The organism is Vibrio sp. 10N.222.49.C9, from assembly GCF_041474985.1.
GTDB classification, from domain to species: Bacteria; Pseudomonadota; Gammaproteobacteria; order Enterobacterales; family Vibrionaceae; genus Vibrio; species Vibrio crassostreae_C.
In genome coordinates this window covers 29,994-45,115 of the sequence record NZ_JBFRVD010000054.1, presented here as the reverse complement: position 1 = coordinate 45,115, position 15,122 = coordinate 29,994, and the positions used below count along the sequence as shown (strand labels likewise).

The window sequence follows — 15,122 nt, the reverse complement described above, 5'->3', positions numbered from 1 at the left end:
ATTAAAGGTTTTACTATGCGAATTTATCGAGGGTTGAAGCCCATCAAAGCCATGACCTTTGACTTGGATGACACCCTGTATGACAACTGGCCTGTGATCATGAAGGTAGAAAAAGAGATGGCGCAGTGGCTTTACCAAAAGCACCCAGTGTCGGCTTCTTTATCGCTTGAAGAGTGGCAGGGCATTAAGCAGCAAGTCGCCTCTGAAAACCCAGCTTTAAAGCATGATGTTACCGTTTGGCGTGAAACACAGATTAAGAGTGGCTTACTGCAGTTGGGCTACTCTCAGCAGCAAGCTGAACAGGCGGCTCGTGAGGGGATAGAACATGCTTTGTGGTTGCGCAATCAAGTCGATGTTCCTCAAGAAACGCATCGAGTGATGGCAGAACTTAGCCAACGCATTCCTTTGGTTGCGATTACCAATGGCAATGTCGATCCACATAAAATTGGCTTAGGGCAGTATTTTCAACGAATTCTTAAAGCTGGCCCAAACGGTAGAGCAAAACCCTACCCAGATATGTTTGATAAAGCGCAGCAATACTTAGGTGTTGATGCCATCAACATTCTTCATGTCGGCGATCATCTTAGAACGGATGTTTACGGAGCTAAGCAAAATGGCTTCCAAGCATGCTGGTTTAATGACATTGGTTCCAATTTATACCTCTCTTCGAAGGCGAGTGTGCTGCCTGATGTTGAAATAGAGCAACTTAGCGATCTTATGCGACTAATTTAAAGACTTCTGTAAGCTTATTGTGTCGCATTTATGATATTGAATTGTTACATTAGTCGCAATTAAATGCCTGTTTAGGCTAGGATAATTGGCGACTACTTTTTATCGATTCATTTCAGTCATAGCAGTGGTTGCGGGTTCTTCACTTCACTCTATTTCGATCAAGGGTTGGCATGCAAACATTTACATTTCTCGCAAATACTGAGGAGCTATTTAAATCTCAATTTGATCAGCGAGAGTGGTGTGACAGCAAACAATATCTTATTCAACTTTTCTCTGCCCAATCTTCTGATGTGGCTCGTCGAATCGCGAGTGTTGCTCTCAATCGCCTAAGCAATGCCACCCTAATTGGCCAGAGTGCTCGTCATGTTATCTGTGATAATTGCCTTGAAAGTGCATGTACCTTAGTCATCATCAGTGAGTTCAACGAAACCCATCTAACCTCGGCAGTCCAGCCTTTTACGGGGAATCCAAATCAAGATAGCCAAGACTTAGCTTTGCAACTGCACCTTACCGAAGGCACCAAAACGGTCATCAGTTTGTGCGATCAGGTCGAAGGGCGTGATTACCCTATCTATAGCGCTTTTGAAAACCTGCCTTACGCATTGCCGATTGCTGGTGGACTGTGCCATGAGAATGAATTTGGCCGTTGGGTTATGTATAACGAGCAAACCTACCAGCATGCCTGTGTTGCTGTGGCTCTGACTAACCCAAGATTGAAGGTTTGGTCGGATGCGTACTCTGAGTGGAACCCGATTGGGATGAAACTGCGAGTCACACATGCGGTCGGAAATCGCTTATACGCGTTGAATGACAAGCCGGCGATTGAAGTATTCAAACATTACCTTGCGGATGGCAAAGACCTTCCTTTTAGCCAACTGATGAGCTTTCCACTTTATCGAGAACTTGGCAGAAAGAAGGGTATTTCAACACCTCTACGCATTAATGATGATGGCAGTATCGAGTTTGATAGCCCTTGGCATGTCGGTGAAGAGGCGCAGTTTTGTTATAACCACCCCTCTTTGAGCGCTGAAAAGGTGCGTCACGGTGCCGAGATGCTAGCCATGCATCAGCCTGAGTCGGTGATCATTTATAACTGTGTATCTCGACTTGAGTTTATCGACAGTAAACTTGAGCTTAAGCCATTTGAAGGGATAGTGAATACATGTGGTGCCTACTGCATGGGTGAGCTATACCGCAATGAAGACCGCCAAGAGATACTGCACCACAGCCTGACTTATATCGCTATGCGCGAGTCTGACGAGGTTAAAGAGTTTCGTTGTGAAGATTTTCAGTGTGGCTCAACAGTGTCGCCATTGCTTAACTTGGTCAGAAATGCAGTCGCTGATCTTGACAGTATGAATACCCAGATGGAGAAAAAACTCCATCAACAAGCGCGTCGCTTAACCGAGAGCTATCGCATTGACTCACGCACTGGCTTACCGAACCGTATTGTACTGAAGGAGCGCCTCAATACGATTCTATTTAGTGAACACTTACTCACGTTAAAGCTCACGAATTTCCATCAAGTTAACGAAAAATACGGCTATCAGGTGGGTGACCAGTTACTGCTTGACCTGTCTAATCACTTTATTGAGCGATTGCAGCTTCGTGTCGTGAAGGAGCCTCGCGTGAAGGTTGAGCTGTTCAGTATTGGGGTCGGAGAGTGGGCGATTATCTTTAACGCCAGTGTTGGTAGTACAAAAATAAAAGAAGGTTTCGTTGAGTTTGCCGATGACATCGAACACATAAATTTTGAGCCGTATGGTTTGGCTGATATTGATTACCTGTCAGTTTCTCTGTGTGGCGGCTTTGCTAGTCGTTGTGATTTCTTAACCGACAGCGGTGACGAGATCTTATTGAAAGCGATCGAAGCTCGACGTTATGGGGTGCGGAACAATACCCACATCACCAATGCCAAAGACATTCAGGTGAGCGAAGAGGACCGCAAAGAGCAGCTCGGTTGGTTGAGCTGTGTGAGCCGTGCGATTTTAGATCAGAACATCATTACCTACTCTCAGCCGATTGTGGAATCGGGCACTCACGAAATGATTGGCCAAGAGTGTTTAGTCAGAATCATGGAGTCGGACGGTACTATTGTGGCACCAGGAAAGTTCTTACCTATCATTGCCGACACGCACCTCTACACACGCCTTAGTCGACATATGATTAAGAGCACTATCGGTTATATGGCGGATAAACAGAGTTCGTTCTCTATCAATCTATCCCCACAAGATTTGTTGAGTGACAAGACGCTTGAGGTACTCGAGGCTGCGATCAGTGGTATGAACGATCCCACTCGACTTGGCTTAGAGGTTTTGGAATCTGAGCAAATCAAGGATTATGGCCGCATGATAGAGGTGTGTGATCACTTCCGTGCACTCGGGGCGAGAATCATTGTTGATGATTTTGGCTCTGGTTACTCCAATATTGATGAGATCATTAAGCTTGAGCCACAGATTATTAAGCTCGACGGTAGCTTGATTCGTAATATCGACAAAGACCAAAAACAAAGAAATATCGCTTCTCAGTTGGTTCGCTTATGCCAAGTGTTCAATGCTAAGACGGTTGCTGAATTTGTCCATAACCAACAGGTTTGTGAGATAGCAGAACAAATGGGTGTCGATTATCTGCAGGGTTATTACTTTGGTGAGCCTAAGCGATTGTTTTAGTTATTAAAACTCATGGATTATCATGCCGGCTGGTTTCGAAAATGCTCAATCACCATTGATGTCTGCTTTGTGGTGGAATAAGTGATGTCTAACTAACGTCACATTATTTATAAGACGATTGTAAGTATTCCGTGCAAGCCTTATCTATAATAAGCACAATAATAAATCATTAACCTAGCGATTAATGTGAATATGCAGTCGACTTCTCTCCTGATACAAGACATTGAGCAAACCCAACGTGAATTGGAAAAGATAGATTTTCATCAACACGAAAACCTACTAATTCAGGTGTTTTCGTCTTTCGAGAAAGGTTCTGTTGCGGCTGCCTGCCAAGTGATTCAATCGACTTTCCCCAATGCCAAACTGATTGGTTGCAGTGCTAACCACTACATCAGCCAAGGCGTCATCCTGCACCAAGGTCTTTATCTGATTGTTACCCGCTTTGACGCGACGTCTTACTCTTGTGGTGTTGTCGAATATAGCGAGCAACCATTGGTCGATAGCCACGCTATGTGGCAACAGCTTGAGTGCAATGATAATACTCAAAGCATCATCTGTTTCGCAGACCGCTTGCAGATAAATAACCGAGTTCTATTTTCAGCGTTTGAGCAGTCGAGATATTTATTACCTATCTGTGGCGGTGCATCGACCATCACAGATAATGGACGATGGGTGATGCTAAACGGTATTTGCTATGAAAATGCCTATGTGATGTTGGCGCTGCACAGTGCAGAGCTATCCATCACTAAAGGTTATTTCACTGAATGGAACCCTATTGGCCGGACTTTCAGAGTGACAGGAGCCCAAGATAACTGGTTGGTTGAATTGGATGGTATACCTGTTCGTGAGCTCTACAATCGTTACCTCGCTGATGGCCTTGAATTGCCTTTTGAGCAACTGCATAATTTTCCTTTGATGGTTGGTGATCCGAAAGAGCAAAGGATTCACTTACCGCTCAAGGTGACGGAATATGGAGAGATAGAGTTCAGTGGCCAATTCCAAGTGGGTGATGAGGTCCGGTTTTGTTATGACCATCCCTCATTGACCCTGGAGCAGGTCCGACTGGGGGTTCAACAGCTTGCCTCTCATAAGCCGGAACAGTTTTTTATCTATAACTGTATCTCTCGCATCGACTTTATTGATGGCAACCAAGAGGTTGAGGTTTTCCAGAAGCTGGCCGACAGCTATGGCGTGTACTGCATGGGAGAACTCTATCAAGAGAATGACCAACAGCGAATCTTGCACCATAGCCTTACTTACCTCGCATTAAGAGAAGGCGAGGGTAAGGTAGTATTGCCATTAGATACACAACCCGCGACCAATATATCCCCTCTGTTTTCATTGATCCGAAATGCACTGCTTGATGTCGATGACATGAACAACAGCATGGCGAGTAAGATTCAGCAACAAGCCACCGCGTTAACTGCGAGCTGCCGAATTGATCACCGTACTGGCTTGCCTAATCGAAGTGTATTGCGTGAGAAGCTGTCGAAGATGAGCAGTGATAGCCACTTGTTAGCTTTGAAGGTCACGACCTTTGGTCAGATCAATGAAAAGTACGGCTATCGAGTGGGTGACAAGCTTCTGCATGACTTGAGTGAGTATTTTCAAAAGGCGCTGTGGCAGTTCTTTGATGAGGGATGTCAGCTCTACAGTATCGGTATTGGTGAGTGGGCAGTGGTGTTCGATAGCTGGGCGAGCCAAGAACATATTCATCAGCGATTCTCGGAATTTGCCGATCAAACCGAGCATGTGAATTTTGAGCCTACCGGTTTACCCGATATTGATTACTTGTCGGTGTCTATCTGTGCGGGTATCGCCAGCCGTCGAGATTTCCCGACTACCTCTATTGATGACTTATTGTTGAAGGCGATTGATGCGAGGCGCAGCGCTGTCAGCCAGAACAAGCACCTAGTGAGCGCCAAGGCACTCATTCAATTGGAGAAGCATCGCCAAGAGCAACTTGGTTGGCTGTCGTGCGTGAGTCGCGCGGTGCTTAATCAGAATATTGTGGCGTGCTCTCAGCCCATAGTTTCAGCACACAGTCATCAGGTAGAGAGCTACGAGTGTTTGGTTCGAATTGAAGAGGACGGTCAGTTAATTGCACCGGGTAAGTTCTTGCCAATCATTGAAGGAACCCATCTCTATACACGCCTCAGTCGTCAGATGATAACGCGCACCTTCGATTTTATGAGTCAGCGAACCGATTCGTTCTCAATTAATTTAGCGCCACAAGATTTCAGCAATGAGAAAACCATTCTTCACCTTGAACAAGCGATCAAGAAAATCAGTCACCCACAGCGTATTGGCTTGGAGGTGTTAGAAACGGAACAAATTCAGGATTACGGTCGCTTGATTGAGGTGTGTAATCACTTCCGCGATCTTGGTGTGAATATTATTGTTGATGACTTTGGTTCGGGCTATTCGAACATTGATGAGATATTGAAGCTAGAACCACAGGTGATCAAGCTTGATGGCAGTTTGATTCGCAATATTGATAAAGATAAAAAGCAGCGCAAGATCGCTCAGCAGTTGGTGAGCTTATGCCAGATTCTGAATGCTAAGACGGTGGCGGAGTTCGTTCATAATGAGCAGGTGTGCCGTATTGCTGAAGACATGGGGGTCGATTACTTGCAAGGGTATTACTTTGGTCAACCTCAGCGTTTGTTTTGATGGAGCGAGCGTTTCACGTGAAACACTGGTTGGCTCAATAACGAAAATACGATGTAAAAAGGGTGAGCTTATGGCTCACCCTTTTTGTTTTTAGTGTCTGTCTCGTCCCGAAATGTGTTTTTACCTTCCCGCGCGCCTGCTTGGTCTATTTGAGGGCGTGGCCACACTTGTCGGCGTGGAACACTTTTAGATAATGCTGGTAGTAGTCATCAATGAGCTTGGCAGATTCACTTTCACCTAAAGATTTGAGTAACTCAATACCCACTTCACAAGTACACAAATGGCCACTGTCTTGGTTGCGGCGCAAGGTGTATGAAGATTCGCTGGTAATATCGAGGTGAACTTGCGGAACGGCTTGTAACCACGAGCTCTTGTTAAGCATCTTCTTCGCTTCTTGCCATGTGCCATCCAAGATGATGAATAGCGGCTTACGGCTCTGGGCTTGGGTCATTACAGCTTGCTGGCACTCGACACTTTGATCACTTGGGAATAAAAGAAACGGTTGTCGTGTTTCATCGTCAAGCAGTGCGATGAGCTCCGCTGGTGGTGTTTTCCTTTGCCATACAACGGACTGACACTGATCAAGGGATTGCTGAAGCAGCTTCCCTGTATTGGTATCGCGTGACAGTTCATTCTCATGAGTGAGCAGTACAAGATCGATTTGGCTTGCGACACTAGGTATCAGGTGACAAATACATTGGTGAGTGAAGCTACAACCATGGCAAGCTTGTTGGTTACTCATGTTTACAACTTAACTCCACTTTGTGCGGGTGAGATACCATCAGCAAACAAAACCACGTCGCTGATATCAGCATCATCTGCAACTGGAGCGACACTTGGGTTTAGCGGGTAGCTGACACCAGAGTATGAAAGTGTGTGTTTCGCCGGTGTTGCACCGCCGCCACTGACATTGAAGATCAGATCCTGCCAGCCGTGGTTTTGCGATTTACCTAAGCGTATGTCGCCCTTAACCAGTGTCACTCGGCTATTGAAGCGCCAGTTATCTTGATGGTTTTCGAAAATTAGCAGTGTACAGCCACCAGAACCACACCAATCGAGTTGGGCGAACAGCTCTTCTTTACCGTCGCCGTTGAGGTCGTAGGTTAACCAGCGGTATTTAGTGTCGTCAGGTGAGCTGTTGTTGATCTTAAAGTATTCGCGGATCGCTTGGTCGACTTTTGGATCAAGTTGATCGCTGGAGTTCACCTGCTTTGCGGTTAGATCAACGTTAGTGGTGGTGTTTACTTGTGCTTGCGCACTCTTAGCTTCGAATAGCACCAGACCGCCATTGGCAATCGGATACACCACGTTGCCCACTTTCTCTTTTTCAGCGATTAGCTTGCCATTATCGAGTGTGAAGATGCGCTCGGAGATCAAATATTGTTGCTGGTGGCGAGTCATAACCACTTGTACCTGATTTTGGTTCAGTTGCTGCCAGAAGCCTTGTTCAACAATAGAAGGGTCTCCATTGCTGTATGAATAAGTCGTGATAGCACTGTGGTCATTGTTGAGTTCAAGGTTGATAGAGAACCCTGAGTTTTGCGTTGAGCTAGCGAAGTAGAGTCCGCTCCAGTCCAGCGTTGGATCTTGGTTAGAGACCGTCGCACAGCCATTGTAGTTACTGTCATTGAGGTTAAGCTTGGCATGCCATCCATAGATAGAATCGCTCATGCCGTCGCTACAGCTCTCTTTCGTAAGGTTGAGTTTGCCTTGTGCAGCTTTACCTTCTAATTGGTAGTCACGGCTGCTCGATGTGGTGCGGCTTGATTCAATATCGAGGGTCTGTGGCTGTTCGCCCATCTTGGTGTATTTCAGCTGGTCTTTATCGAAGGTTGCTGACCAGAAGGGTTCATTACCAAATACTCGTGTTGAGCGCAGCGGTTGGACGCAGCGATCTGGGTTCTCTGCGGTTAGGATGTTCACTTGGTCAACCACGAAACGCGCTGTGAAATCTGCGTTATAACCCGTTTGGCTCGGCACGGTTAGGTGACCAATCAGCTCGCCATATAAGGCTTGGTAAGGTCTCGTTGAGAGCCCTTGTGCTTCTAACGCTAACTCTGGAGATAAGTCTAACCAGTATTGTTGTTGGCTACCGCAAGGAGTGAAGGTTCGGCTTTCATGGCCAACCACCACCTGACCACGCATGATGAAGGTTTGCGGTTGAATGCTCAGTGGCTCATCCAAGTTTGCTGGGGGCTGTTCAGGTTGTTGCGGCGTATCAGGTGCCGTAACACAGCCTTGTAGAGCGAACGCGACTAGCCATGTCACTGGGTTTTTCATTACCTTCATGTTATATCTTCCTCGGAGCAACCGTTAATTGGATTTATTATGGCATATTGGTTATTTAAAACAGAACCCGACACCTTCTCTATTCAGACTCTTAGAGTACAAAAAACCTCTTGTTGGGAGGGTGTACGCAACTATCAGGCTCGAAACATGATGCGTGATGACGTCAAGCTTGGCGATCTGGTGATGATATACCACTCATCATGTAAAAAAGTTGGCGTAGCGGGGATCGCTAAAGTAACCAGAGAAGCCTACCCAGACCACTTTCAGTTCGACCCTGAGAGTGATTACTACGATCCTAAGTCTTCACCCGATAACCCACGCTGGATCATGGTGGATGTCGAGTTTGTGCGAGTGACTGAGCGCTTGATTCCTTTGGTTACGCTTAAAGCCATGCCTGAACTCTCCGAAATGCCCTTGGTGAAACGCGGTAATCGCTTATCGATCATGCCGGTTACCGAACAAGAGTGGCAGGCAATCTTAAGCAAAGAAGTGTTAGGTTCTCGATAGCGTTAGAGAGAGCTTTTTACGTAAGGTTCAAAAAAGGCAGCCAGTTGGCTGCCTTTTTATTTATTCAGATCTGTTCAACGAGCGAGATTAGAGCAGATGCTTTTCTAGGTAGTGAGCAACGGCATCGTCTGCGTTACTGCCAATCACTTCATTGTCAGGTAGTGCTTTCATCACTTTCTCATGTGATGTACCCATGATTAGACCTTTACCCGCCATAGCCAGCATTTCAGCGTCGTTCATGCCATCACCAAAGGCAACACAGTTATCCAGAGTCAGGTTTAGTGATTTTGCAACAGCGTCTAGAGCGTGGCCTTTAGAGACTTCAGCTGCCATCACTTCCAGACACCAAGGTGTAGAGAAGGCGATGTTCAGTTTGTCGCCAAAAGCATCTCTTAGCTTTTGTTCAAACGTGACGAGATATTCGTGGTCTTGTTCTGGATGTGTGAAGAAGACTTTCGCGATGCCTTCGCTTGGTGCGTTTTCAGCTTCAAAGCGCTTGTAGCTAAAGCCAGACTCACTGTGGAATTTAGCCAACATTTCATCTTCACGGTCTAGTAACCAATCTTCATTCTGGTACATGTGAATAAAGAGGTTTGGATCTTGGCGCACAATATCAATAACTGGCTGAACGAGTTCCTGAGGTACGTTCTGGCTATACATCAGTTGATCGTTTTGGTCATGCACGCGTGCACCGTTTGAAGTGATCATGTACGCCGGAATACCTGCTATCTGACGAATACCCGCCACATCGACGTGGTGACGACCCGTAGCGAAGATGAAGGTATAACCTTGGTCGTGTAATTTCTTAAGCGTTAGCTTGGTAAAGTCGCTTAGCTGATGGTTGGGAGCCAAAAGCGTACCATCTAAATCAGAAGCAACAATTTTCACGGAATCTTTTAGTGCAGGAATACTCATTTAACCCTCATTGCAAAATGCTTAACCAATATTGACGCTAGCCAGCGCTAGAATCGTTTTAACTACAATATCTCTAGGTAGAAATTGTATGCCAAATTCATGCAAGAAAAGAGGGCAAAGCTCACTTACTTCTCTTCCTCTTTAGCGCTTATTTTCTTGGTAGGTTGCTTAGCCTATTAGCTCTAGGCGAAAAACTGATTGATCGCATCCAGTGTTTGATTGCGATATTCATCCTGCTCAAACAACACCTCATGCCTAGAACCCTCAATCAACTTAAACTGACAATCAGAGTTGGTTTTCTTCAGCTTAGAGATGAACTTTACTTGAGCACTGTTACTGACAATCTTTTCATCCCCAGCTTGAATCAATAGCAGAGGGATCTTGATTTGACGAGTTTGTTGAATTGCTTGCTTGGCGGCCATTAACCCTTGCCACACCCAACGCGTGCTTGGTCCACCCACCTGCAAAGATGGAGACTCGTCATATAAGCGGCGGAACCACTGATAGCGAACCTTACTGTGGCTCAGTAAGTTGTTTTCAAAAGGCTTCGAATAATATGCTTGCTGGCCCGGCGCGTAAGTTGGCTTGGCATAAAAAGCGGTAAGCACTTGTCCAACGATCATCGCGATAGGTTTCAGGTACCACTCGGTATTGATACCAAACATCGGAGCGCACAGAGTCACCTTATCAAACGGGTGGTCTGGATGGGTTTGTAGGTAGCGAGTGGCTATGGTGCTGCCCATTGAGTGTGCGAGCAGGTAGCGATTGGAATACTTACTGAGATCAAAACTGGCAATGACGTCAGACATGTCAGATTCATAATCATCAAACTCATGAATGTGACCAATGTCAGAGTCTGTTACCATACGTTCAGACTGGCCTTGACCTTGGTGGTCAAATGAATAAACGTCATAGCCTTGTTGATAAAAATCATAAAAGATTTCTTGGTATTTTTGGCAGCATTCGATACGGCCATTTGAAATCACAATAGCTTTGCTGTGCTTTTCTGAGGTGAGGCTGCACCAGTACAGTTTCTTTTTACCAGACGATGTTAAAAACCCCTCTTTTCTTTGTTGCCAAAGAGCGTTGATCGGGTGTTTAATCGCATGATCGAACTGAGGTTCTTGAGTGTAAGGGAAGGTGGCTTTGCTGTGGTTTTCCATGGGAAATTACCTGAACTGATGCGTGTGAGAGCTTTATTGCTACTAATGTTGTTAGATTAAAGAACTAGTAAGGAAATGCAAATGGATACTCATGTTTGGCTTGCTTATGTTGTCACAGCGATTTTGTTTAGCTTGGCTCCGGGCTCGGGTACCGTTAACTCAATCAGTAATGGGCTTAGCTATGGCACTAAAAAGTCACTCGCATCAATTGTTGGCTTACAGCTTGGTCTTGCGTTTCACATTATGCTGGTGGGCGCGGGTATCGGTGCACTCGTTGCTAAGTCTGCGTTGGCGTTCACCATCATTAAGTGGGTCGGCGTGGTGTACTTACTTTGGTTAGGTATTCAAAAGTGGCGTGATAGCTCGAGCCTAGTAGCATCTGAAGAAAGCTCTACTCTGTCGAGTGGCAAACTGCTGAGAAACGCTGTGCTTATCAACCTAACTAACCCGAAATCAATCGTGTTTTTGGTGGCTTTGTTTCCTCAGTTTATTGACCCTACACAACCTCAAGCACCTCAGTTATTAGTGCTAGGTGTGACGACAGTATTCATTGATAGCGTTGTTATGTTGGGTTACACCTCATTAGCGTCACAAATGGGACGTTTTATTCGCTCTGATCGCATAATGGGTAAGATAAATAAAATATTTGGTGGTATGTTCATGGGCTGCGGTGCTTTGCTAGCTGCCGCGAAAGCTTAGATTAAGCGACTGAGTTATAGTTAAACCAATCAGAGTTATCAAGAAATGACCGCTACATACGTTGCTCGACAACCTATCTTAAATCGCAAGAGGAATACACTCGGCTATGAGTTGTTATTTCGCGATGGAGAAAAGAATGCGTACCCAGCGCATATTGAGTCTAATCGAGCAACGTATCGTCTGATTGTTGAGAACTTCTTGTCTGTTGGTCTTAACCCTTCTATTCCATCTTCACGCTGCTTTATCAACTTCCCTTATCAAAGTTTGATTCGTCGACTGCCCTTAAGTTTGCCGAAAGATAAGGTGGTGGTAGAGATTCTGGAAACCTGTAAACCAACAGATGAATTGTTGGAAGCGGTTAAAGACCTTTACCAAGCGGGTTACATGATTGCCCTAGATGATTTTACTTCGACCCCAGAATGGGAACGTTTCCTTAAATACACGCATATCGTAAAGCTCGATATTATGCAGATGGGTTTGGATGAAGCGTGTGATTTGGTTAGGGCGCATCAAGGGAAAAAGTTTAGCTTTTTGGCGGAGCGCGTTGAGACCGAACAAGAATTCCAGCAAGCCAAAGAGGCTGGCTTTAAGTTTTTCCAAGGTTACTTTTTCAATAAACCGGAAATCATCAAGAGTAAATACATTAGCCCTGAGCAAGTGATTGCTATGGAGCTGTTTCAAGAAGTGTGTAAGCCCGATGTGGACTTTCAACGGGTGGAGAGCATTGTCGCGAAAGATGTGGCTCTCTCATATAAGCTGCTGCGTTTTGTGAATACTATGTCGCCGCGCCTTGAAGTTACCATCTCTTCTTTTCGTCAGGCTTTGGTATATCTAGGTCAAGAGAAACTGAAAATGTTTGTCTCGTTAGCCGTCGCCTCTTATGTGTCCGATAAAAAGCCTAAAGAGCTGTATGGCTTATCGCTTCAGCGAGCTCAGTTCTGCCAACGTATGTCTCGTTATCAGGCATTTGAAGGGCATGCCGAGCAAGCCTTTATGATTGGTTTGTTCTCGTTGCTTGATGCGCTGCTCGACTTGTCGTTAGAGAATTTAGTTGAGCAACTGCCTTTGTGTAAAAGTATCAAGGTGGCTCTGCTACGTAGAGAAGGGCCATATGGAACCTTGCTGGCCCTTGAAGAGAGCTTTGAACATGCCGATTGGCAGCAGATGGATGAGCACTGTGCTCATTTAGGATTGAGTGTGGAACAGGTTAAAACTGAGCTCACCGAAGCTCGACGCTGGAGTCATAACGTAACCAATCAGCTCTGATTTATCTTCGTTAAACTTTTATGACAATTATAACGCACGCCTTGACGTGCGTTTTTTTATATCTAATATATATGCATATCCATATATGAGTATGTATTTATGCTTCCTCACCAATTTTTTAAATTACTGTCCGATGAAACGCGAGTGCGTTGCTTAATGTTGATAGTTCGCAATGAGTGCTTATCGGTTGGTGAGTTGACTCAGGCATTGCAAGAAAGTCAGCCAAAGGTTTCACGCCATCTTGCGCAGTTGCGTTCAAATGGCATTTTGACTGATGTTCGCCAGGGGCAGTGGGTGTTTTACCGCCTGTCACAAGATTTACCAGGTTGGATGCTAAAGTTAATTGACGACCTTATCGCATCGAACTGTTTGAAAACTGAATACCAGCAAGATATTGAGCGCTTAGAGTCGATGAACTCACGCCCAGTATGTTGCGTTTAAATACATTAAAACTTAATGCCGAAATAGTTGGAGTTGCAGCTAGGCGACAAGTGAACTTATCCCTATGGGCATAGTGGCTCTATGTGATTAGGGAGGCTGGCGATCCGGTAAGTGAACGTAGTCAACAACGCTGCGGCTTCAAATATGAAGGCAATTAACTGAGAGAACAGAAAATGACAGTCAAAGTAGGTATTAATGGTTTTGGTCGTATCGGCCGTCTAGCACTTCGCGCAGCATTCGATTGGGATGAGCTAGAATTTGTTCAAATTAACGATGTTGCTGGCGACACAACAACACTGGCCCACCTTCTAGAATTTGATTCAGTTCAAGGTCGCTTTCACCACGAAGTAACTGCAGAAGGCGATGAGATGATCATTAATGGCCAGCGCATCAAGACCACACAAGAGCGCGACATCGATGCGATCGACTGGTCTGGTTGTGATGTGGTTATCGAAGCGACAGGTGTTCACCGTAAGACCTCTTTCCTAAACAAATACCTAGAGCAGGGCGTGAAACGTGTTGTGGTATCGGCGCCAGTGAAAGAAGAAGGCATCGCAAACATCGTTGTTGGTGTGAATGACAATATCTTCGACCCTGCGGTACACAAAATCGTAACGGCAGCGTCTTGTACAACGAACTGTATCGCGCCAGTGGTTAAGGTGATCAACGAGAAGCTTGGTATCGAGAACGCAGCCTTCACCACTATTCACGATTTAACTAACACGCAAACTATTCTTGATGCGCCGCACAAAGACTTACGCCGCGCACGTGCATGTGGCATGAGTCTTATCCCAACAACGACGGGCAGCGCCAAAGCGATTGTTGAGATCTTCCCTGAGCTAGAAAACCGCATCAACGGCCACGCAGTTCGTGTACCGCTAGCGAACGCTTCTCTGACAGACATCATCTTCGAAGTGAAGCAAGACACCACGGCAGAAGAAGTTAACGCGATGCTGAAAGAAGCGTCTCAGAATGAACTAAAAGGTATTCTTGGCTTTGAAGAGCGTCCACTGGTTTCTATCGATTACAAAGGCGACCAACGCTCAACAATCGTGGATGCACTATCAACGATGTTGGTCGGTAAGCGCATGGTTAAGATCTACGCTTGGTACGACAATGAGATGGGTTACGCAACACGTACCGCTGAGCTTGTTCGTACCGTTGGCCTTGCTTAATAAGAATCTGGAGAAGATATAATGATACATCCAACATGGCAACTAGACCTAGAGCAAGGTGCGCTAGTGCTTACTCCGTGCCCAGGCACAAAAGAAGCAACGCTTGATGCATCACTGGCTCAGCTAAAAGAGCAAGGCGTTGAAGCTATCGTGACAGCACTTGATGACCATGAGCTTGCAAGCAAAGACGTGGCGGCACTTGGTGAAAAAACACGTGCGTTAGGTATGCAATGGTTCCAGATCGAAATTGAAGACGACTGTGCACCGGGTGCTGGTTTTGCTGCGAAGTGGCAAGCAGCTAGCCCTGAGCTACATAACATCGTCGATAACGGCGGCAAGGTTGCAATGCATTGTATGGGCGGCTCTGGTCGCACTGGTTTGTTCGCAGCTCACCTACTGTTAGAAAAAGGCTGGGATTTGAGCAAGGTAGTTCAAGAGGTGCAGGCACTGCGTCCAGGTGCCTTCACTAAACCTATCCAGGTTGAATACATTAATGGCGTAGCGAATAGCTAATAGTCATCAGTGTTAGACAGGGAGCTTTTGGTATCTGGAGTGTTGAACTTATCATGATCCAAAAGCTCTTTTTGTTTAGA

The 15,122-nt window shown here is 45.7% G+C and carries 13 protein-coding genes; 9 read left to right on the top strand and 4 right to left on the bottom strand.

Annotated elements, in window-relative coordinates:
- The first annotated feature begins 15 nt into the window (after positions 1-15).
- The 3 genes from yigB to AB4585_RS20080 all read left to right on the top strand — a co-directional run bounded on the left by yigB (position 16) and on the right by AB4585_RS20080 (position 6,074).
- Complete coding sequence (yigB, locus tag AB4585_RS20090; protein WP_017096074.1) at positions 16-732, top strand: 5-amino-6-(5-phospho-D-ribitylamino)uracil phosphatase YigB; 717 nt, start codon at positions 16-18, stop codon at positions 730-732.
- 170 nt (positions 733-902) lie between these two features.
- The gene (locus tag AB4585_RS20085; RefSeq protein ID WP_372155524.1) at positions 903-3,401 is read left to right on the top strand and encodes an EAL domain-containing protein; all 2,499 of its coding nucleotides are present in this window, start codon (positions 903-905) and stop codon (positions 3,399-3,401) included.
- A gap of 192 nt (positions 3,402-3,593) precedes the next feature.
- Positions 3,594-6,074 carry an EAL domain-containing protein gene (locus AB4585_RS20080; protein WP_372170711.1) on the top strand — a complete coding sequence of 827 codons (2,481 nt, stop codon included), beginning with the start codon at positions 3,594-3,596 and terminating at the stop codon, positions 6,072-6,074.
- A gap of 145 nt (positions 6,075-6,219) precedes the next feature.
- Here AB4585_RS20080 and AB4585_RS20075 read toward each other — a convergent pair whose 3' ends face one another.
- Together AB4585_RS20075 and AB4585_RS20070 are read right to left on the bottom strand one after the other, a co-directional pair.
- Complete coding sequence (locus AB4585_RS20075; RefSeq protein ID WP_136974433.1) at positions 6,220-6,816, bottom strand: tRNA-uridine aminocarboxypropyltransferase; 597 nt, start codon at positions 6,814-6,816, stop codon at positions 6,220-6,222.
- Between the two features lie 2 nt (positions 6,817-6,818).
- Positions 6,819-8,363: a COG3650 family protein gene (locus tag AB4585_RS20070; RefSeq protein WP_017061020.1), complete on the bottom strand. Its 1,545-nt coding sequence runs from the start codon at positions 8,361-8,363 to the stop codon at positions 6,819-6,821.
- 39 nt (positions 8,364-8,402) lie between these two features.
- Between AB4585_RS20070 and AB4585_RS20065 the strand changes: the two genes are divergently transcribed.
- A complete protein-coding gene (locus AB4585_RS20065) occupies positions 8,403-8,870 on the top strand; it encodes an EVE domain-containing protein (RefSeq protein WP_017061021.1) in 468 nt (155 codons plus the stop codon).
- Positions 8,871-8,957: 87 nt separating this feature from the next.
- Here AB4585_RS20065 and AB4585_RS20060 read toward each other — a convergent pair whose 3' ends face one another.
- Both AB4585_RS20060 and AB4585_RS20055 read right to left on the bottom strand, forming a co-directional pair.
- Positions 8,958-9,785, bottom strand: coding sequence for a Cof-type HAD-IIB family hydrolase (locus tag AB4585_RS20060; RefSeq protein ID WP_017061022.1), 828 nt, complete (start codon positions 9,783-9,785; stop codon positions 8,958-8,960).
- 182 nt (positions 9,786-9,967) lie between these two features.
- Positions 9,968-10,948 carry an alpha/beta fold hydrolase gene (locus tag AB4585_RS20055; protein WP_372170708.1) on the bottom strand — a complete coding sequence of 327 codons (981 nt, stop codon included), beginning with the start codon at positions 10,946-10,948 and terminating at the stop codon, positions 9,968-9,970.
- Positions 10,949-11,029: 81 nt separating this feature from the next.
- Here AB4585_RS20055 and rhtB point away from each other — a divergent pair, with 81 nt between their 5' ends.
- The 5 genes from rhtB to AB4585_RS20030 all read left to right on the top strand — a co-directional run bounded on the left by rhtB (position 11,030) and on the right by AB4585_RS20030 (position 15,042).
- Complete coding sequence (gene rhtB / locus AB4585_RS20050; RefSeq protein ID WP_017061024.1) at positions 11,030-11,647, top strand: homoserine/homoserine lactone efflux protein; 618 nt, start codon at positions 11,030-11,032, stop codon at positions 11,645-11,647.
- Between the two features lie 45 nt (positions 11,648-11,692).
- Positions 11,693-12,913 carry an EAL and HDOD domain-containing protein gene (locus tag AB4585_RS20045; RefSeq protein ID WP_372155526.1) on the top strand — a complete coding sequence of 407 codons (1,221 nt, stop codon included), beginning with the start codon at positions 11,693-11,695 and terminating at the stop codon, positions 12,911-12,913.
- A 99-nt stretch (positions 12,914-13,012) separates the two neighbouring features.
- A complete protein-coding gene (locus tag AB4585_RS20040) occupies positions 13,013-13,354 on the top strand; it encodes a metalloregulator ArsR/SmtB family transcription factor (protein WP_004736602.1) in 342 nt (113 codons plus the stop codon).
- A 173-nt stretch (positions 13,355-13,527) separates the two neighbouring features.
- Positions 13,528-14,529, top strand: coding sequence for an ArsJ-associated glyceraldehyde-3-phosphate dehydrogenase (locus tag AB4585_RS20035; protein WP_017061027.1), 1,002 nt, complete (start codon positions 13,528-13,530; stop codon positions 14,527-14,529).
- Between the two features lie 21 nt (positions 14,530-14,550).
- The gene (locus AB4585_RS20030) at positions 14,551-15,042 is read left to right on the top strand and encodes a cyclin-dependent kinase inhibitor 3 family protein (RefSeq protein ID WP_017061028.1); all 492 of its coding nucleotides are present in this window, start codon (positions 14,551-14,553) and stop codon (positions 15,040-15,042) included.
- Positions 15,043-15,122 lie beyond the last annotated feature (80 nt).

Coding starts and splice junctions, on each gene's coding strand:
- AB4585_RS20075 (WP_136974433.1), bottom strand. CDS start 6,816: ATGAGTAACCAACAAGCTTGCCATGGTTGTAGCTTCACTCACCAATGT.
- AB4585_RS20080 (WP_372170711.1), top strand. CDS start 3,594: ATGCAGTCGACTTCTCTCCTGATACAAGACATTGAGCAAACCCAACGT.
- AB4585_RS20060 (WP_017061022.1), bottom strand. CDS start 9,785: ATGAGTATTCCTGCACTAAAAGATTCCGTGAAAATTGTTGCTTCTGAT.
- yigB (WP_017096074.1), top strand. CDS start 16: ATGCGAATTTATCGAGGGTTGAAGCCCATCAAAGCCATGACCTTTGAC.
- AB4585_RS20040 (WP_004736602.1), top strand. CDS start 13,013: ATGCTTCCTCACCAATTTTTTAAATTACTGTCCGATGAAACGCGAGTG.
- AB4585_RS20045 (WP_372155526.1), top strand. CDS start 11,693: ATGACCGCTACATACGTTGCTCGACAACCTATCTTAAATCGCAAGAGG.
- rhtB (WP_017061024.1), top strand. CDS start 11,030: ATGGATACTCATGTTTGGCTTGCTTATGTTGTCACAGCGATTTTGTTT.
- AB4585_RS20070 (WP_017061020.1), bottom strand. CDS start 8,363: ATGAAGGTAATGAAAAACCCAGTGACATGGCTAGTCGCGTTCGCTCTA.
- AB4585_RS20030 (WP_017061028.1), top strand. CDS start 14,551: ATGATACATCCAACATGGCAACTAGACCTAGAGCAAGGTGCGCTAGTG.
- AB4585_RS20065 (WP_017061021.1), top strand. CDS start 8,403: ATGGCATATTGGTTATTTAAAACAGAACCCGACACCTTCTCTATTCAG.
- AB4585_RS20035 (WP_017061027.1), top strand. CDS start 13,528: ATGACAGTCAAAGTAGGTATTAATGGTTTTGGTCGTATCGGCCGTCTA.
- AB4585_RS20085 (WP_372155524.1), top strand. CDS start 903: ATGCAAACATTTACATTTCTCGCAAATACTGAGGAGCTATTTAAATCT.
- AB4585_RS20055 (WP_372170708.1), bottom strand. CDS start 10,948: ATGGAAAACCACAGCAAAGCCACCTTCCCTTACACTCAAGAACCTCAG.